Below are 19,186 nucleotides of genomic sequence, written 5' to 3' on the forward strand. Positions count from 1 at the left end.
CTAATCGTGACCCTCGACAGGGAGGGTGAAGGTATGCAGATGCGTGGCTCGGTGGTTCAGAATATGGGGTTAATGATCAGTGTCATACTGGTGGCGCTCAACTTGCGTCCGTCGATGGCCGCTGTCGGTCCATTGTTGGTGGCGATTCGGCTGGACGTCCCACTGGGTTTCGGGACGGCGTCGTTGCTGACCATGCTGCCGGTCATGGCCATGGGACTGGCAATGTTTTTCGGCATGGGCATCGCTCGCTACCTGGGGTCGTATCGCAGCATCATGCTTTCACTGGCGCTTATCGGTCTGGCAACCCTGGCGCGTCTGTTTCTGGATTCTGCTGCCGAACTGATTTTCAGCGCTGTGTTGGCGGGGCTGGGTATTGCCTTGATTCAGGCGCTGATGCCCGCGTTGATCAAATCGCGCTTCAAAGCCAACGTCTCCTTGTGCATGGGCTTGTATGTGACTGCGATTATGGGCGGGGCCGCGCTGGCCGCTTCATTCAGCCCCGTGGTGATGGGTAGCAGTGGCAGTTGGCGCTTCGGCCTGGCGGTCTGGTCACTACTGGCTCTTCTGGCAATGTGCTTCTGGTTTGCCCAGCGGCGCGTATTGCGCTCCGATGCGTCAACCACTGCAGGGCTCCGGCAGACTTTCTTCCACACGCCTCGGGCCTGGATGCTGGGAGTTTTCTTCGGCCTCGGCACTGCGTCCTATACCTGCGTGTTGGCCTGGCTGGCCCCGTATTATTTGGAGAACGGCTGGAGTGAGCAGAGTGCAGGGCTGCTGCTGGGTTTTCTGACCCTGATGGAGGTCGTATCGGGTCTGCTGGTGCCGGTTCTGGCCAACCGCAGTCGCGATAAGCGCGTGGCGCTGGTTGTGCTGCTGCTGTTGATGATGACCGGCTTTGCCGGGCTGGTTCTGATGCCGCAGCAGTTGGGACTGCTGTGGGCATGCCTGCTGGGATTGGGGATTGGCGGTCTTTTTCCGATGAGCCTGATCGTGTCCATGGATCATTTCGATGACCCACAGCAGGCGGGCAGCCTGACGGCATTCGTGCAGGGCGTGGGTTATCTGATCGCCAGCCTGTCGCCGCTGCTTGCCGGAGTGATTCGTGACCTGACGGGCAGCTTTGCGGGTGCATGGTGTTCACTGATGGCGTTGGTCGCGATCATGCTGTTGATGGTGGTGCGACTTGACCCCCGGCGTTATGCTGATCATCTGCGCGACGCACTCGGCGAACCTGTCATCACTGGCAGATAGGCGGCATGATCGCATTTTGATGCTATCTTGTGCGCGTTGACCTGACCGCCTGGTCACAGCGCCAGCGAGATACCTTGATGCTTAACAGTAATGCCCTGAGAAAGCTGGACATGCAGGACCTGATGGTCTTTGTCTCGGTGTATGAGCAGCGCAACCTGACCCTGGTCGCGGAAGCGTTGCATGTCAGCCAGTCGACGGTCAGTTACTGCCTGAAAAAGCTGCGGGCGAACTTCGAGGACGACCTTTTCATCTGCACCCGCAACGGCATGCGCCCGACCCGCAAGGCATTGGCCATGCACGACCATGTGCAGCAGATTCTCCGCTCGGTCAATCTGTGCCATGACGGCCTCGATCTGTTCGACCCGACTCGCACACAAACGACCTTCACGGTCTGTGCGCCGGAGTATTTCGAGCTGCTGGTATTGCCGCATTTGATGCGTGACTTCGCTGCCGCTGGTTTCTCGGTGACGGTCAATGTGCAAAAACTTGAGAAGCAGTTGCCTGCCGAGCAGTTGAACGACGGTCGTTTTGACCTCGCCCTGTGCTTCGGGCCTGGCTTTCACCGAGTCCCGGACAGTCTGATTTCGCAGGTGTTGATGGAGGATGATCTGGTTTGCGTCATGGACTCCAGGTTCGCGCCGCTCAGCGCCCTGATCGACACTCAAACCTTCGTCCTGCATCGTCATGTCTACCCGACGCCGTGGACGTCCGACACCAACATGGTGGATGGCTGGCTGCAGCGACAGGGTCTGGAGCGCAACATTGTCGCGCGGGCCAACAGCTATCGGGCGGCCTTGCAATTGCTGGAAGGCACCGATTTCATGCTGGTTCTGCCAAGGCGTATTCAGACGCTGCTGGGCAATGAACCGTGGATTTCCGTATTCGAACTGCCACCTGACCTGCCTGGCTTCAGCCTGGACATGCTGTGGAGCGCCCAGGCGGATCGAGACGAAGCCAGCGGCTGGCTGCGTGAACAAGTCGTGAAGGTGTGTGCCGAACGCGGCTTGCTCTGACGGGTTGTCAGTTGCCTGACTTGTCTTTCTGCGGGTCGGGTGAGGTGGCAGGTCGGGCCTGTTCGCCCTGCTGATTGAGCTGTTTGTTCTTCTCGCCCACCTTGCCGGCGTTTTCCGGTTTGTGATCGAGGTCTTCGCGTTTGGATTCATCTGCCATGACCGTATTCCTTTTTGTCGGGGGGTGTGGTTATTGGTCAGTGTGGCGGGTGCAAGATTCGATTTAAATGACGCGCGGTTCATTGCCCGGTGCTGTTAGCGTCGGACGCTGAACCGCGCACATCAATCAGCTCAACAGAGTGATCAAGTCTTTGGCCGCCTGCGCAGAACTGGCCGGGTTCTGGCCAGTTACCAGCTTGCCATCGGTCAGCACGTAGACGCCCCAGTCGTCGCCCTTGGAATAGTCACCGCCCAGTTGCTTGAGCGTGTCTTCGACCAGAAAAGGCACGACATTGGTCAGGCCGACCGCTTCTTCTTCACTGTTGGTGAAGCCTGTGACACGGCGGTCCTTGACCAGCGGCTGGCCGTCCGGCGACTTTACGTGACGCAATACGCCAGGTGCGTGGCAGACCATCCCGTGTGGCTTGTCTGCCTTGGCAAAGGCCTCGATCAGCGCGATGGAGTCCTTGTCTTCAGCCAGGTCCCACAGCGGGCCGTGACCGCCCGGGTAGAACACGGCATCGAAATCGGCCGCATTGACGCCAGACAGAAGGCCCGTATTGGCGAGCGCTTTTTGCGCATCGGCATCTCTGGAGAAGCGCTTGGTGTCGTCGGTCTGAGCGTCAGGCTCATCGCTTTTCGGGTCCAGCGGTGGTTGACCGCCTTTCGGAGAGACCAGCGTAACGTCGGCACCGGCCTCTTTGAACGCGTAATACGGCGCGACGAACTCTTCGAGCCAGAAACCGGTTTTCTTGCCGGTGTCGCCCAGTTGGTCATGGGATGTCAAAACCATCAGGATTTTCATGTGCATGCTCGTCTTCGAAGGGGTGAGAGGGTGTAGACAGGCAAAAACCTCAAGTGTTGTGAGAATTTTTTACCACCGGAACGAGCAGGGCCGGATGTCGACACAATGACGTGCGTCGACATCCGGCCCTGTTTCACCGCTGCGTTTAAAAACGTCGGATGAGGATCATTGCTCCTTGGTCAGATCCACCAGCGGTTCTTTGCGCACTTCGGTCTCGCGACCGTCCTGAATGTGCTTGACCTGCCCAAGGGCTTTGTCGACAGCACCTTTGTCAGCCAGCAGACTGTAGCTGATCTGGAACTGGCGTTGCTCTTTCGGCGCAATGGTTGGCACCAGATTCAGCGGGCGCTGGAAGCGGCGGTTGTAGGAGAAGCTGGTCCCCGGTTCCAGTCCGGTGACGTAGCCCTGGCCTTTGGTGTCGGTGTTTTTCCACAGCGAGAACACCGGCAACTGCTTGGTATTGAAACCGACCGACACGCCCAGGCTGCCAGCCTTGTTGTGCAGCACGGTCAGCGTGTCACCCTTGGCATCGCCGTAGGGCACGATGTTGTAGACCGTCTCGTCGTAATCCGGCGTCGGTGCGCGGTAGGTCTGCCAGTCGCCCAGGTCACCCTTGGCTTTTTCATTGAACGGCGAGACCTGCTTGACCGGCGCTTCGAAACGCGCCCCCTGCTCGAGGAACGGCGTGCTGAAGTTGCTGTGGTACAGCGCCTGGTATTCTTTCGGATAGTCGCCATTGTTGGTCAGCGTATCGTTGAGCGAAAAGCTCGTGCTGCCTGGCTCGGTGACCAGTTCGGTCTGCACCGAGAAGTCGACCTTCTTGAACGCCTGCTCCTTCAATTCACCCTTGAGGCGGATCGCGTAGGGCGGTTTTTCGTCGATCTGCAGTGTCACCTTGCTCGCCGGAATGTTGGCCGCACGGCCGTGCAAGGTCAGCAGCTCGCCGTTGTCCATGCCCGGGTGGCCCACCCACTCATAGCCGCAGCGGGTCACTAACTCGTTGAAACCTTCCAGCCAGCCCAGGCCGCCGCGGCCATTGAGCTCGATGAAGGCCGGATTGACCACGTCCTTGACCGGAGAATCCCAGCCCATGCGCACATCGCCGACTGATGCCTGCAGCACGTTCATGCCACGGGTCGGGACGACTGACAGCTTCATCGTGCCATTATCGATATCGATAATGCTCACGCCTTCCTGACGACCGCCATGCAGCGTACGCATCGTGACAGTGAACGGCTTGTCGGTCTTGACGCCCAGCTGCTGACTGGTGATCTGCTGATTCTGCGCAGCCTTGTCGGTGTCGAGCAGCACATAATCCCAGGCAAACACACTGGAAGCGGCTGTAAGAGCGCCGAGGCCTACGAGCAGAGGAAGGGATTTCATGGTGATGGTCCTTCTGTAATTATTGGAATTATGGTGTTGCATACCGTCTGAACAGCTATTTAACGCCGAGTTAAACGATTCAGCAATGGGCAGAGTCCAGGCACAGCGCTTTTAACCACGATGGCACTGACGACGCAGGGTGCGACGTCAGTGACAGGGCAAAGGAACCCAACGAAGTCGGGCCGCAAGCAGGAGCGGGGACGTTGCTCATGTTGGTCCCTCAAAGTGAGTCGCCGAGGGGCGAAAAGGTGACCTGAGTCAAACCTCAATCCACCTGACAAAGAAAAACTGCTGTGTGACGCAGAGCGTCACGAACTGCATTCCCACGCGGAGCGTGAGTAACGAGAATCCGAGTCGAACCTGAATCCACCTGATACCACAGCCCCCTTCGTGAACAAGTTTGCTCCCACGGCCTCCGGCCAGCATCAAAAGCAGATTTGTGTATAACGATGAGCGCGGACGATGAGGAACGAGAGGTGCCTCGCCGAGTATAGCCAGGCACGTTAATCACCGGTCATCGAGATTCAGATGACTGCCCCCGAACCTGATCGAGCCCAAGCCGCTCGGCTGCCGCCTCACCCAGCAACCTCTCGATCTGCGCATGCTCCCAACCGCTGAGCAAACTCACCGGATCAGTGCGCAGCCAGCTTTCGAACGAGCCTTCCCGACCCAGCGGACAGCGACATGCCCGACAGCGGGTCGGGCTGCCCTCGGTGACTTCCAGCGTGAGCAACCAGCCGTCAATCTCGACCTGTTGCAGCCCGAAGCCGGAGGATGTGCCGATAAGCTTCAGCGACCGAGTACCCATCGCAGCATCCCGCAGTTGCTGATACACCTCACGAGTCGTCAGAGCTTTCACAGGCGTCACTCAAATCCATTTTGCTGAGTAAAGCACGATTCCGAATCGTGCCGGTTAAAGCAGACGCTTCAAAACGTCGACGGCGCACCAAACAGGCTTTCGATCTCGGGCCGGGTCTGGTTGATCGCACCCAACTGACGGATCAGTTCGGCCTGCCTGCTGCCGCGCACACCTGCAGTGGTCATCAGCGCATCGCGCACGTAGGTGTAGACGCCGCTGACACCGAACGGCGTGATGTAGCGAACATGCTGGCTGATGCCTTGGGTGATCGTCTTGAAATGCTCGCTGGCGTAATAGGTTCTGCGCGTCCAGGCCGATTCGAATACCAACTCCATCATGACGATATTCAGGCGCGACTCTTCGACCTCATGATTAACGTCCGGCGCAGGCGGCGCAGGCTTGGCGTTATCGTAGGGTTGCGCAAGGTGCAGGCGCAGTTTCAGCACAGCCTCGGAGCCGGCCATGTCACGGGCGAGCTGCTCAATGGCTTTGCGGGCTGCGGGCAGATCATCGCTGGCGAGATGAAAGTGCAGATGCATCTTGTCCAGTGTGGCGGTTTCGTTGGGGATCGGGTCAGGCAGGCGATCCACCAGGGTGCTGGAGCCATCCGGTACGTCGTAGGCGATGGTTTCTTCGAACATATTCTGCTCGTCGGAGAACAGCAGGGCGCTGGCATCCTTGAATTGTTTCTGCGCTTCGGCGGACAGAAAGCCGATCTCCACACCACCATCCAGCACGTAGCCTGGCAAGGCCGTGACGCCCTCGATGACCGGCCACAGGTGGCCGTCCTTTTCGCGCGTCAAGTGATGCTGAACATACCATCCCAGGCCCTCAAGCCTGGCGCACAGCGGGCCATGAACGTCGCGCCAGTAGGTCGCGAACAGTTCATGGGGAACACCCGTCTTGCGCAGTACGGTGGTGTAGGAGTTGATGACGATGTTTTCATCGCGAGCGGCATGGTTGCCGGAAAAATGGCTGGCGGACACTGCTGAGTCAGGCATGAGAGCTCTCTGTCATGAAGATATTTCTCTCAGGCGTCTCGTCGTAGAAGTAAGTTCAAGGAAAGTTACCGGCGGACACCTTCTTGTGCCGCAATGCACGGCGAGACGAACAGGTAACCCCGGTAGGCGCCGGCCAGAGTACGTACCGCCACGACCGACCACATCAGTGCCAGCAGCGCAACGAGCCACGTGCCAAACACATCGAAGAAGCCCAGATGCAGGGTAGCGCCGAGTTTGAGCGTCGCCACTGCATACACGCCGAGCGGGAAGGTGAACGCCCACCAGCCCATGTTGAAGCCGATGCCCTGTTTCACGTAGCGCGCCGTAATCAGCACGGCCAGCGCCATCCACCACAGACCCAGCCCCCAGAACAGCATACCGACCACCACACCGATGCCTGCTGCTACCGTGCCGATGGATGCGAGGCCGTGGGCGGCGAAGATGGCCGGGGCGTCGCTGCCCATCACCAGCATGCCCAGTGCGCCTGTACCGATGGGCCCGAGTGCCAGCCAGCTGGAGGCGGCCATGCTTTCGTGGGGCAGTTTGTGCAACGCCAGGCGCAACAGCAGAATCACCAGAATGCTCAACGCCACGGGCACCGAGTAGGCCCACAGTACGTAGCTGGTGATCAGCACGGTGAACTGCGAGTCAGCGGTCGCAAGATGCGTTGTCAGCGATCCCCCACAGGCCGCTGCAACTTCGGCCGCCACCACCGGTAACAGCCAGACAGCAGTCATCTTCTCGATGCTGTGCTCCTGACGGGTGAACATCATGAAAGGGATCAGCACCCCACACGCCAAGGCCATCGCCACGTCCAGCCACCACAAGGCTTCGGCAACCGGAACAATGGCACTGCCCCAGCGCGCCGGGCCGAACACCAGCAGGCCATTGATGAGGGTGGCCAGGCCCATGGGAATGGTGCCGAAGAACATCGACACGGTGGAGTGCCCGAAGACCTGACGCGCCTCATCGAAAAACAGCAACCAGCGGCTGGCGTACATCACGCTGAACAGCGTGAACAGGGCGATGTTCAGGAACCACAGCGCTTCGCCCAGCGCACGCAGCGGGGCAGGGCTACCCGGCAGTTGCGCCAGCGCCAGCGACAGAATGCCGGTGCCCATGGTCACGGCGAACCAGTTGGGGGTGAATTGCCGAATCGCCTCCAGCGGGCTGCTCAGCGCTGTGAAGGGGGCGTTGCCCTTGATGAGGATTGCGAGTCTGCTCATGGCAGTCTCCTGCGGGTGATTTCGGGATGTGCCATCAGTCTACGGATCGACAGTCAATCTTCTAAACGGGTAATCTCTCTCATTGTTACCTGTTTTTCAGGTAGGTCTACCCGGCGAGAGAGACGGCCTTGAGAATCAACCTGCGGCAATTACAGATTTTTTGCGCGATCACCCGCTGTGGCAGCACCACCAGCGCAGGCAACGCTCTAGCACTGTCCCAATCAGCCACCAGCGCAGCATTAAACGAGCTTGAAAGCGCGCTGGGTACGCGTTTGTTCGACCGGGTTGGCAAACGCCTGGTTCTGAATGACAGCGGCCAGACGTTGCTGCCGCGTGCCATGAAAATGCTGGAAAACGCCCAGCAGATCGAGGACAGCTTTCTATTGCCCGACGCGGCGTTGAAGGCTCGGCTGCGCATCGGCAGTAGCAGCACCATCGGCAATTACGTCGTGCCACAGATCGTCGGAGCATTGCGCAGCTCGACGCCTCAACTGCGAATCGATGTGGACATCGGCAACAGCGCGCTGATCGCGCGCAAGGTTGCGCAGTTTGAAATAGACATGGGGCTCATCGAGGCACCCTGTCATCTGCCGGAGTTGATCGCCGAGCCGTGGCTGGTCGATGAAATGGTCATCGTCGCCGGCTGCGCCCATCCGCTGGCCGGGCAGGAATACGTGTCACTGGGCGATCTGCAGGGCGCGGAGTGGCTGCTGCGTGAGCAGGGTTCGGGGACGCGCGAAGAGGTCGAACACTTGCTGCTCAGGCATTTGCACGACTTGCAGGACATGCGTCAGGTAGGCAGTTCGGAAGCGATCATGCGCACCCTCGCGCAAGGCATTGGCATCAGTTGCCTGTCCCGTCGTGTGGTCGCCGACCTGCTGGCGAGCGGGCAGTTGCGCACGCTCGCCAGCCCGTTGCCGCCGCTCAATCGCCGGTTCTTCATGATCAGGCATCGCGACAAGTTCATCTCGCCGAGCCTGGAGCGCTTCAGGGAGGCCTGCCGCCAGGCTGCCGATCAGGCTGACACGTTGCGCCATGGCTTGAGCCACAACGCCAGCCCGACCAGCAGCAGCGCGCCGTAAACACAGCTCAGGCCCAGTTGCAGCCAGGTGTCGTGCAATGGATGCAGCAACAGGGCGGCGATAGCCATCAGCAGGCTGGCCAGTAACCAGTGGCTGCGCCACGGCAAGACATGCAGCAACGACTGGCGACGCATCAGCAGCACGCCGGTGACCAGCGCGCCGCCCAGCGCGGCGAGGGCAATGCCGGTCAGGCCGAAGGCAAAGGGCAGTGCGCCGAGCAGCAGTGCATTGCACAGGCTGCCCACTAGCTCGCAGTTGAGCGGCAGGCGCGTGTCGCCAGCGGCGTAGGCATAACGCGCCAGCAAGGCATTCCAGGCACCGAACATCAGCGGCACGGCAAACCAGGCGAGCAGTTCCGGCAGCGGCCCGCCCTGGGTCTGGTTGGGCAGCAGCAGGGCCACCAGCGCCCCGGCTGCACCGATCAGGCCGGCCACTGCCGGCAAGGTCAGCAAGGTCGCGCTGCCCAGCCCGCGCTTGAGCAACGACAGGCGCTGATCGCCGGCACTGCCGCTCATCAGGCCGAGCAGCACCTGATTCAGGCTCATCAAGGCAATCAACGGCAGGTTGATCAGTTTGCGCGCCAGGTTGACCCAGGTCACCGCGCCTTCGCCGAGCAGCGAAGCCACCATGCGCTCCAGCAGGGCAAGCCCCTGGCTGGCCAGGTTGCTGCTCAGCAGCGGGCCGATACGCTGTAACAGCTCACGCATTGCGCCCGCTTCCGATTGCCACTGCCAGGGCCGCCAGCCCGAACGATACAAGGCGGGCAACAGCACACCCGGCATCAGCACGCTACCCAATACGCACGCGCTGGCCAGCCCGCTCGATGTCGAGGCATGGCTGAACGTGGCGAGGTAAATGACCGGCGGCAGGTTGAACAGCAGCGAGCCGAGCCCGGCCAGCACGAAGCGCGAGCGAGCCTGTAGCGGTACGCAAAACAGCGCATGCAGCATGAAGCCCGGAGCGCACCATGCCAGCCAGCGCAAGCCACTGGCAGCCTGCGTGTAGCCATCGGCGTCCAGCCCAGGACCGATCAGCCGCACCAGTCCCTCTGCGCTCAACAGCAGAACGACGCTCACTGCCAGCCCGGTCAGCAACAGACGCGGTGCCATGCCTCCCAGCCAGCACTGTTGCCGTTCAACGCTGCGCTGCTGATAAAGGGGCAGGGCAGCGGCGCTGAGCAAGCCCGCGGCCAGTGACATGCGCAGCGCCTCGGGCAGGAACATCGAAACCAGAAACGCGTCGCTCTGACCTCCGGCACCCCAGGCCGCCACCAGCAGCCATTCGCGGGCAAATCCGGCAGCCAGACCAGTAAGGGTGGCCAGTGTCAGCCACAGTGTCGAACCCAGCATCGTCTGTGCTTCTGATCAGTGAAACAAGGTGAACAGGCCTTTGCCGCCCACCTTGTACTTGAGGCCGCGAGCGCGCTCGCCCTTGATCTCTGCGTTCGGGCCACTGACGATGGCGTAGGGCGGAACCGGTTTGGAGACCACGCTGTTACCGCCCACCACGGCACCTTCGCCGATGTCGGCGCCGAACGAGAGCAGCGCGCGGCTGCAGATCCACGCGTAGTCGCCGATGAACACCGGTCCGCCTACCGCCCAGAATTCGGGTTCGTTGAGATCGTGTCCACCGGCGATGATCAGCACATGTGAAGCGATGGTGACGTGATCGCCGATCACCAGCCCACCGCGTGCGTCGAGTTGGCAGTGCCAGCCCACCGTGCTGTCATTGCCTATGCGCAGGCTGTCGACGCCGAGCACCTCGGTATTGCGCCAGACGGTCGAGCCCTTGCCGATCTTCGCGCCGCCGATGCGCAACCACAGCAGGCGCAGGGTGTGGCTGGGGATCTTGCAGATGAGGATGTTGTAAGCCTGCTCCCAGGTCCGCAACATGCGGTCGCGCAGGGTCGGCCAGTTGATCCCGTACAGCGGAATAAGCGCGCCTTTGGTTTCGCTGGCCAGCAGCTTGTAGAAGCGTCGCGCCAGCGGGTGTTCGATTCTCGTCTCGATATTCAGGTAGCAGATGAACGACAGGGTGCGTTCCTTGATCCGCGTTTCAAAGCACACTTCGTTGTCCAGCATCCACTGATAGGCGGCTTCCAGCTCTTCGAGCGGCACCGCCATCTTGCGCGCGTAATCGGGCAGTGCCTCTCTGAGATTATGAGAATGCAGCATGCGGTGTTTCATGAGGAGGCTCCCGGCTCGGGTGAGGCGTCAAGGTGTCTGGATGTCATGTCGGGCCTGGCGCGCAGGCGTCTGGTTTCGTGCAGGCTGATGCCGAGCAAGAGCCAGAACAACGCAACCAGCACACTGGTGAAGCTGAAGTAATGGTCGAACAGACCGCTGAACAACGCAGCCAGTACACCGGTGGTGCAGCCCAGCGCAATGGCGTTTTCGCGAGTCAGCACGACCCGGCCGCTTCCGGGACGCACTTCCTTCCACCAACTGAGGGTGATAGCGATGAACAGCAGCATGCCGGGTATGCCGATCTTGTAGATGAAGTTCAGCCACAGGTTGGAAATGCCGAATTCTGTGTAGCCCAGCACCGGTGGGTCGGTCTTGAAACCGATGCCGAACGGGAAGGTGGCCACTGCGTCGGGGAAATGGCTGTATTCCAGGAAGCGAATCGCGGTACTGGCATCGTCATTGCTGAACAGCCCCATCAGCCGGTCTTGCAGGGGCGGGTAGAACATCAGCAGAAGAATGCCGGCCACCATGCCACCCATCAACAGCCGTCCCAGATGCGGAATGCGTCGCCGGGCCATCAGCAGCATCACTGCGATCAGGCTCAACAGCGCGCCGCGTGAGCCGGTCAGCAACAGGCCGACCACGCCAAGGGCCGCCACCGCAAGGCCCAGCCTGCGGGCCGTGCCGCTGCGCGTCATGCCGAAGCAGAAGGCGAGTGGCAGTAGCATCGCCAGCGCACCCCCCGCCACGTTGGGGTGCATCCACGGCGAACCCATGCGGCTGGCGAACGAAAGCAGGCTCTCGCTCAACACGTCGGCACCGCTGTAGCCCAGGCTGCCGAGGATCGGAATGATTGCAGTGGCCGAGCCTTTGGTGACGTAGACACCGATCGACAGCACCAGCAACAACAGCGTCCCGCCGAGCAGCGCGATGACTGCGTTTTCCAGCGTTTTGAGGTCGGTCAGCAGACGGGGCACCAGAAACAGGATCGACAGGTTGAACAGCCAGCGGACCCAGTTGATCGGGCCGTTGCCCTCGGCGATGACGGTCAACTGGCCGACCAGAAACGGAAACGCACTGAACAGCATCAATGCCACCAGCAGCCGTTCGGGGCGCAGCATATGGGGCACGCGGTGGCGTTCCTGAAAGACTGCATGCAGCAGATAGCTGGCCCAGGTCAGCATGATCAGCGCTTCGGAGACCGTAGTGCGAATGCCGATCTGAATCGTCGAGTAGGGCAGGAAGGTTCCGATCAGGCAGAACAGCAGCAGCCCGCGTACCGGCCGGCGGATGATCGTGGCAACCGCCACGATACCGATTGCCGCCGCCACCACGAAGGGCGCCGGCAGCATCCAGATCATTACGCCGAACAGCAGGCTGAACAGCAGCCCCAAGGGCAAGGCCAGTGGCATCAGCGCAATTCCTCCAGCGCCACGTGCACGCGTTCGCAAAAGGCTTTCAACTGGTAGCGCTGCGTCCAGTCTGTGGCAATCGCCGGATCCTCTTCAGGCGCCTGCGACAGGGTCCCCATCAACCTGATCAGGTTACCGCTGTCGACCGGCGAAAAGCGTGGACTGTCGGGCGGTGCGACTTCGTCCAGCGAGGAGCCCGAGGCCACTGCAACCGGTGTGCCGCTGTTCAGTGCTTCAATCACCGGCAGCCCGAAACCTTCACTTTTGGAGGGTTGCCAGAGCCGTTCGGCATTTTTGTAGACGGCGTGCAGTTCGGCGTCGCTCAGGCCGCTGAGCACATGCAGACCCGGTAACTGGCGCTGCGCTTCGGTCAGCGGATCATCGCCACCGACCAGCACCAGTTCCGGGGTATCGACGAATTGCATGCGCGCGGTCTGCCAGGCATCCACGAACCATTTGATGTTCTTGCGTGGTTCGCGCGTGCCCACGCACAGCCAGTAACGCAGCGGCAGGCGCAGTTGCGCGATGTCGGCCGGCTCACCCTTGAAGGCTTCCACCAACAGCGGTATGACGCGCAGCTTGGCTTTGATCCTGGGGAACATCCGTGCAGCCTCGTTTGCAGTGAATTGCGAAGGCACCCAGATCTGGTCGGCAACCTTCAGCGACCAGGCAATCGACAGGTAGTCGGTCATCCGGTAGATCCTGGCTTTCAGTCGCGAACCGTGACTGTTGTGCTGCGTGAGCTGAAACAGATCGTGCAGTTGCAGTACGTAACGCATATCGGCCGGCTTGCGCCCCAGCGGCAGGCCCATGTTGATATTGGCCACGTAGATCTGAATGCCGGCATCGCGCAGGGCTGCAGGCAGGAACTGGCCTTCGAAGCGCAGGCGATCCGGCAGCCGATGAACTGAATTCAATGGGGCAGCCCAGCGCGGGGCATGCATCAGGCGGCGTACCGGATGATCGTAGGGGGCCACGCCGAACAGCTGCAATTGCACGTCCGGGTGTTCACGGAATGCCCGTTCCAGTGCCAGGTTCTGGCGTCCGATGCCGCTGGTGGGGTAACCGGCTGCGGCGCGGTAGTCGAGTCCTATACGCATGAGCGCAATCCTTGCTTGGAGAACGAAAAGCGGGTGTAAATCACTTCCAGCTGAGCGGCGGAAACGGACCAGTCATGCCGGGCGCGAACATAAATGCGGCCGGCTTCGCCAATCTGCTCAAGCTGCAGTGGTTTGTCGGTGTATTCGGCGATCAGTGTCGCCAGCCCTGACGCATCCTCGCTGCCCAGGTAATGTTCGCCATGCCGCACCGCCAGTCCGGAAACACCCTGTGCGGTGGTCACCACTGGCAGGCCGGCGGCCATGGCTTCCAGGGTCTTGAGCTTGGAGCCGCCGCCCTGGCGCAGGGGTGCGAAGAACATCGAGGCAGTGGCCTGCAAGGCACGCAGGTCAGCTACATAACCCAGCCATTCAATGCGCGGGTCAGACCAGCGCTCGCGCCAGGCGGGCGGCATGCCGAAGCCGCCGATGGCAAAACGCACATGGGGTGCCAGGGCCCAGACCTTTGGCATGATCTCGTCCAGCGCCCATTCGATGGCGTCGACATTGGGGCCGTATTCATAGTTGCCGATGAACAGCAGGCGATGGCTGTGACGGTCCGCGTGGACGCTGGCGTAGTAATCGCAGTCGACACTGTTGACCACATAGGACGTCGCCCTGCCGCTGAGACGCGAAAGCGCCTTGGCATCGTCCTCGGTGACCGCGATCAGCTCACCGGTCTGGCGAAACACGCGGGTTTCCCAGCGCCGGTAGCGCCAGCGGTCATAGACCGCGAAGGCATTGGCCCAGCGTGGCAGACGGTCATAGCTGGCGGCACCCAGGTCCGATTCGACATTGTGCTCGGTCAGCACGAAAGGTTTGCCGGAGCGCTTGAGCGCATGCTCGAAGGGCTGAAAGGCATAAGTGTGCTGCAGCTGAATAATGTCCCAGTCTTCCTCCAGCAACTGTTCGAAGGCCTTTTCCAGTTGCGGTGCGTAACCGTTCACGCTGGCCAGCATCGGTGGCGGGGCAAACGCCACGGCCAGCAGGGTACGCAAGCTGAGCAACGGGCGTCGATCGATCACGATCAGGCGTTCCAGCCAGGGCTCCAGTGCCGCGCGGGCATCGTCGTCCAGCGGGTTCTTGGACTGCACCAGCAGCGTGATGCGATGACCACGTGCTGCCAGGTTGCGCAGCAAATGGTATTCCCGGGTTTTGCCGCCACTGGTGGTGGGCCAGGGCAGATAGGGGAGCGTCCACAGGATTCGCATGGCTTAGGGCTTCCATTCCAGAATTTGCAGAGTCGGCTTCAGCAGCAGGGTGATCCCCTGGCTGCCGGACAACGGGGTGCGGCTACCGGTCAATGGGTCGTGGACCACCGCATCGGTGATAGCCGGGAAAGTCAGCGATGTGCCCGCCGCACTCCAGAACATCAGCAAGTGCGAGCCATCCGCGCGCGTCCATGGTATGGCATACAGGTCGTCCGGTACGCTGCTTACGGCGGGTGGTTCGGCGGGCAGCAGACGTGGCCCGGTGATTTTCAGAAAGTTCTGCAGCGCGGTGTAGGCCGGTTTGGGACTGGCTTGCAGGTCAAGCAGCCCGTAACCCTGATCGCGGGCCGAGGCGCGCTCGTCCAGATCGCTGAGGTTGAACAGGAAGATGCGCTGGAAATCCATGGCGCTCATCAGCGCCAGACGCCGCAGGGTGTAGTCAGCCTGGCCGGAGGTGCCAATCAGGTGCTGCATCTCCACCGGGCCTGCATAGCTCGACCAGCCCCATTCAGTGGCCCACACCTGCTTGACGCCATTGCTGTGCAACAACTGGTTCATGGCATTGGCACGCACCAGAAAATCGCGATCCGGTATGGAATCGCCTTCCGGGTACTCGGAGTAGGGGTGATAGGCCGCGACGATATTCTGCTGGCCCAGGCCATTATCGAGCAGCGTCTGCAGCATGTAGCCAGAGGTGCTATGCATCTGACTGTAGTAAGCCATGCCTGACGTGACAATCGTCTTGTTCGGCAGGACGGCGCGGATCGCATTGGCGGTGGTGGTCAGCAAGCGGCCATAGGCAGCCGGATCCTCTTTGGGCAGCCAGACGATGTTCGGCTCGTTCCAGACCTGCCAGTTGTTGACCTGCGGATAGCGCTGGGCCAGGGCGGTCATGCGTGCGGCGAACACGTTGAAATCCGTCGGGGGATATTGATCGCGGCTCTTTGCATCGGCCGGCGCGCTGCTGGCGAAAGGCGCTGACCCGACCAGGTACGCCAGGGTGTTGTAATTGTGCGCCTTGATCGCGGTCATGGCGGCGTCCAGCTCGGTCAGGGCGTAGCGGTCCTTTTGCGGCTCGATCACCGGCCAGTGAATGGTCAGCCTAACCCAGTTCAGGCCCAGTTCGTCCAGACGGCTCATCTGCTGTTGGTAGATGTCCGGGGCGAAGTACTGAAACTGTACGTTGACGCCCAGAAAGTCCGCCCAGACCACTTCGCGGGGCGCCTTGAGGACTGTTGCCGCCTGGGCGGCGCAGCTCATTGCTGCGCCGAGCAGTATGCTGGTGACGAGTTGCCCGAATCTGGATGGACGCTGCATGTCACTTCTCCTGGCAAGCCTGGCGAAATACATCCTGAAAATGTTCTGCGGTATGGCTCCAGACCCGGGCCTTGCCCATCTGCGCGGCGTTGTCGGCCCACTGCCTGACCAGCTCCGGTGTTGCGCAGGCGCGGGCGAGGGCTTGCGCCAGCCCGTCGACATCGCCTTGCGGGTAGATCATGCCGTTGCCATGCGAGACTTCTTCGGCAAACGAGCGCGCATCCGAAGTGATCACGCCACGTCCGCAGGCTACCGCCCAGGACAGCGCGCCACTGGTGCCGCGCAGCTTGCCGAGAATCTTCAGTTTGCTCGACTCGCGATAGGGCAGAACCATCACGTGGTGGGCCTGGATCACCTGCGCAATCTGTTCGGCAGGCAGGTCCAGTTGCCAGTCGATCAGATCGACAAGACCCAGTTGGCGGATGCGCAGTCGTAGTTGTTCCAGATAACTGCCGGACGGGCCAAAGGCCATTTCCGGCTCGCTGCCGCCGGCCAGGGTCAGGCGTACGGTCGAGCGCAGCGCAGGCTGGGCGGTGAATACGCTGGACAGCGCATCGAGCAGGTCCTCGATACCCTTGCCGCGATAAATGAAACCGAAATACAACAGACGCAAGGGATTCAACGGCGGTAACGGCATGGGGGCGATGTCGAGGTTGCCGTGATTGATGACGGCCATCTGCGCTGCCGTCAGCCCCATGCGCTGGCGCAGGCTCTGACTGCCTGCCTGGGTCAGGGTCACCAGCCGGGTCATGTGCCGCGCCAGCTGCCGTTCTTCATGCAGGCACAGCGGATCGGCCAGTACTGTGGCGATTTCCGGCAGCGGCGAGCGCATGCCGCTGACCATCGATAATGGCCACGGCAGTTTCTCGCGTCGCCAGACCAGGCGCTCGGGATCGTGCACGGTCGCGGTCAACGGCAGCCTCGGGAAACGCCGACGCAATGCGCGCAGGGCTTGAAACTCCGCCAGTCGACCGCCGCCCAGTTCGGCGTGGACCAGATCGATGCCGCTCCAGTCGGTTTCGGCCACCCGCTGTTGTGCAGCGCGGGGATCGTTGCCAACACCCTGCAGCGGTGTACTGACCTGCAGACCCAGGCCTTCAAGCGCATGCCGCAGATGTCCGGCGTAATCGGCGATGCCGTTCTGTTCGGGCGGCAGCGGCGCAAGCAACGCTATTCGCATCAGCCTCGGCTCCCGATCCGCTTGAGGAAATTCAGGACCTTTTCAGGCACTTCGAAGCGCCGACGGTTGATGATGATACCGTCGACTTTCTTGAACGCGGTGTTGAGGTTGTTGAGCGTGTCTTCCAGCATTGGCACGGTGGTGTCCTGGGCGCGAACCACCAGCACGATCAGGTCAGCCTTGCGCAAGAGCACGAAGGCGTCCTGATTCGCCGAAAGCGCCGACGCATTGATCAGCACGATTTCGCCAGGACTGGCCGGGCCGCGGCCCTCGGTACGCACCCGATGGCCCTGTTCGATCAGCAGCGCGCTTAACCGCGCGATCACGAACGATACGCCAGCTCCGTACTTGACCGAGGTAAAACCGATGGTCAATCCGCGCTCTTCTACCTGATCAAGCGGCAGAATGCCGTACACCCGATGCAGATTCGAGGTGAACGCTGCACTGCGTTCCTGAGCACGTTCCAGGTCGGGGAGGCTGGTCCAGACCGGAACACCGAAGCTGCTCTCGATCTTGTCGCCGTCGTGAATGCGCTGATCCAGCAGGTAGAAGAAGTACAGCGCCACGGCACCGACCACAATACTCAGCGGGAATGCCAGAAACAGCATCAACAGGCTTTTCGGGAATACCCGGCTGGGGTTGAAAGTCGCGTCCTCGACGGTCGCGATATTGCTGATCTGGCTGTTGTCGAGCTCACGGTCGATACGCGATTTTTCCAGGCTGTCCTTGTACAGCGCATAGCTTTTCTCCGCTGCATCGAGTTCGTTCTGCAGGCGCGACAGTTCCGGTTCCAGATTCAGCGCCTGCTGGCGGTCGCTTTCCAGCTGGGCAATCTGCGCATTCTGTTGGGCAAGCTGGGTTTGCAAGCGCGCGTAGCTGGTCTGCTGGTCGGCATACACATTCTGCATGCGGTTGTAGATGGGGTTGGGCGTGATGCTTTCGGAACGCTGCACGGTGGCGTCCTGTTCCTTGAGCAGTTTTTTGAGGTTATTGATTTCCTCGTTGATGGCCCGAATCGGTGGCGCCTCTTCCTTGAACGAGCGAAGCATTTCCTGGCGCTCGACTTCCTTGCCGTTGATGCGGTTCTGAAGGTCCTGACGATTGGGGTTGAGGGCCAGTTCACGGCCTGCCGAGACGGTCTTGGGTTGTTCTGCCAGTTGTTTTTTCAGCAGGTCCAGACCTGCCTTGGTCGAGGCAATCGAGCGGGTGGTGTTGTTGCGCTCGGTGCGCAGATCGTTGAGCCCCTGCGAAGTGTCGGCCAGACGCTGGGAAATACTGACCGCGCTCAACTGGTTCAGGTAGTTCTGAATTTGCTTCTTGTACTCGATGATGTTCGCACCGGTCGTCTTCACTTCCCCTTCGTAAAACGCGTACAGGCTGACACGGCCCAGCGTTTTGGTGCGCTGCGTCTGGTACTCGGTGATCCAGGTCTTGAGTACGGTCTGCGCGATTTCCGGGTCGTTCCAGGTAAATCTCAACTCCATCACCGACGAGCCCGGTTCATGGCTGACCTTGAAGTTTTTCTCCAGATCCTCGGCCAGACGTTCGACCTGAGAGCGGTTTTCCACCAGCCCGATGAACTGCAGAACGTTGCGCACGCCGTTGACGAGCGCTCCGACTACGGTCTTGATGCCGTTCTTCACCGAGGCCAGAACGCCGGTTTCAGGTGGCACCATGGACAGTTCGGCGAGGTATTTCTCGGACACTGCACGCATGATCGGCCGCCCGCTGAGCATGCGCTCCTCGTCGAGCAGCGGATCGCGCAGGCCGCTCGGAATCACAATGGCCTGACGATCAGACAACTCGATCGGCACCGTGCTGCTGTCGCGGCCCGGCTTGACCAGCAGCAGGGCGGTGGACTCATAGCGGTTGGGGAGCAGAAATGCGCCCAGAAGAATGATGACGAAGGTCGCCAGCACGGTAATCCTGACTTCGCGCTGGAAGATGAAGAGCAGGCGCAGCAGGTCGCGGAATGAGCGGATGTTGATCATGTCTGTTTCCCTGACA

17 protein-coding genes are annotated in these 19,186 nt (G+C 61.0%); 3 read left to right on the forward strand and 14 right to left on the reverse strand.

Annotation, left to right across the window (positions count from 1 at the left end; genetic code table 11):
- Positions 1-33: 33 nt before the first annotated feature.
- Both AO388_RS19355 and AO388_RS19360 read left to right on the forward strand, forming a co-directional pair.
- Complete coding sequence (locus AO388_RS19355) at positions 34-1,251, forward strand: cyanate transporter (protein WP_058416941.1); 1,218 nt, start codon at positions 34-36, stop codon at positions 1,249-1,251.
- A 77-nt stretch (positions 1,252-1,328) separates the two neighbouring features.
- A complete protein-coding gene (locus AO388_RS19360) occupies positions 1,329-2,264 on the forward strand; it encodes a LysR family transcriptional regulator (protein ID WP_058416963.1) in 936 nt (311 codons plus the stop codon).
- A 7-nt stretch (positions 2,265-2,271) separates the two neighbouring features.
- Here AO388_RS19360 and AO388_RS29390 read toward each other — a convergent pair whose 3' ends face one another.
- The 6 genes from AO388_RS29390 to AO388_RS19385 form a co-directional block, all read right to left on the reverse strand.
- The gene (locus AO388_RS29390) at positions 2,272-2,421 is read right to left on the reverse strand and encodes a hypothetical protein (RefSeq protein ID WP_002554136.1); all 150 of its coding nucleotides are present in this window, start codon (positions 2,419-2,421) and stop codon (positions 2,272-2,274) included.
- A gap of 126 nt (positions 2,422-2,547) precedes the next feature.
- The gene (locus AO388_RS19365) at positions 2,548-3,225 is read right to left on the reverse strand and encodes a type 1 glutamine amidotransferase domain-containing protein (protein WP_058416942.1); all 678 of its coding nucleotides are present in this window, start codon (positions 3,223-3,225) and stop codon (positions 2,548-2,550) included.
- A 165-nt stretch (positions 3,226-3,390) separates the two neighbouring features.
- The gene (locus AO388_RS19370) at positions 3,391-4,608 is read right to left on the reverse strand and encodes an aldose 1-epimerase family protein (protein ID WP_003436312.1); all 1,218 of its coding nucleotides are present in this window, start codon (positions 4,606-4,608) and stop codon (positions 3,391-3,393) included.
- 514 nt (positions 4,609-5,122) lie between these two features.
- Positions 5,123-5,467, reverse strand: a complete 345-nt coding sequence (locus tag AO388_RS19375; protein WP_058416964.1) for a DUF7693 family protein — start codon at positions 5,465-5,467, stop codon at positions 5,123-5,125.
- A gap of 68 nt (positions 5,468-5,535) precedes the next feature.
- Entirely contained in the window at positions 5,536-6,468 is a 933-nt protein-coding gene (locus tag AO388_RS19380; protein ID WP_058416943.1) for a hypothetical protein, read from the reverse strand.
- Between the two features lie 65 nt (positions 6,469-6,533).
- Positions 6,534-7,694, reverse strand: a complete 1,161-nt coding sequence (locus AO388_RS19385) for a TDT family transporter (RefSeq protein ID WP_058416944.1) — start codon at positions 7,692-7,694, stop codon at positions 6,534-6,536.
- Between the two features lie 128 nt (positions 7,695-7,822).
- On the opposite strand from AO388_RS19385, the gene AO388_RS19390 reads away from it, so the two are divergent.
- Positions 7,823-8,776, forward strand: coding sequence for a LysR family transcriptional regulator (locus tag AO388_RS19390; RefSeq protein WP_058416945.1), 954 nt, complete (start codon positions 7,823-7,825; stop codon positions 8,774-8,776).
- Here AO388_RS19390 and AO388_RS19395 read toward each other — a convergent pair.
- The 8 genes from AO388_RS19395 to AO388_RS19430 are packed head-to-tail and all read right to left on the reverse strand — an operon-like array spanning position 8,710 to position 19,170.
- A complete protein-coding gene (locus AO388_RS19395; protein ID WP_058416946.1) occupies positions 8,710-10,125 on the reverse strand; it encodes a lipid II flippase MurJ in 1,416 nt (471 codons plus the stop codon). The two genes, AO388_RS19390 and AO388_RS19395, sit on opposite strands and share 67 nt — an antisense overlap.
- A 15-nt stretch (positions 10,126-10,140) precedes the next feature.
- Entirely contained in the window at positions 10,141-10,962 is an 822-nt protein-coding gene (locus tag AO388_RS19400; RefSeq protein WP_058416947.1) for an acyltransferase, read from the reverse strand.
- The gene (locus tag AO388_RS19405; RefSeq protein WP_058416948.1) at positions 10,959-12,374 is read right to left on the reverse strand and encodes an O-antigen ligase family protein; all 1,416 of its coding nucleotides are present in this window, start codon (positions 12,372-12,374) and stop codon (positions 10,959-10,961) included. The genes AO388_RS19400 and AO388_RS19405 overlap by 4 nt, the downstream gene beginning before the upstream one ends.
- Positions 12,374-13,474 (reverse strand): glycosyltransferase family 4 protein, encoded by a 1,101-nt coding sequence (locus AO388_RS19410; RefSeq protein WP_058416949.1) that lies wholly within the window; start codon positions 13,472-13,474, stop codon positions 12,374-12,376. The genes AO388_RS19405 and AO388_RS19410 overlap by 1 nt, the downstream gene beginning before the upstream one ends.
- Positions 13,465-14,682, reverse strand: a complete 1,218-nt coding sequence (locus tag AO388_RS19415) for a glycosyltransferase family 4 protein (RefSeq protein WP_003436329.1) — start codon at positions 14,680-14,682, stop codon at positions 13,465-13,467. Before AO388_RS19415 ends, AO388_RS19410 begins: the two co-directional genes overlap by 10 nt.
- Positions 14,683-14,685: 3 nt before the next feature.
- Complete coding sequence (locus AO388_RS19420; protein ID WP_003370465.1) at positions 14,686-15,999, reverse strand: cellulase family glycosylhydrolase; 1,314 nt, start codon at positions 15,997-15,999, stop codon at positions 14,686-14,688.
- Position 16,000: 1 nt separating this feature from the next.
- Positions 16,001-17,179: a glycosyltransferase gene (locus AO388_RS19425; protein WP_003370466.1), complete on the reverse strand. Its 1,179-nt coding sequence runs from the start codon at positions 17,177-17,179 to the stop codon at positions 16,001-16,003.
- Positions 17,179-19,170 carry a GumC family protein gene (locus AO388_RS19430; protein WP_003436332.1) on the reverse strand — a complete coding sequence of 664 codons (1,992 nt, stop codon included), beginning with the start codon at positions 19,168-19,170 and terminating at the stop codon, positions 17,179-17,181. The genes AO388_RS19425 and AO388_RS19430 overlap by 1 nt, the downstream gene beginning before the upstream one ends.
- Positions 19,171-19,186 lie beyond the last annotated feature (16 nt).

Source organism: Pseudomonas sp. ICMP 10191, from assembly GCF_001467335.1.
In the GTDB taxonomy this organism is placed as follows: Bacteria; Pseudomonadota; Gammaproteobacteria; order Pseudomonadales; family Pseudomonadaceae; genus Aquipseudomonas; species Aquipseudomonas cerasi.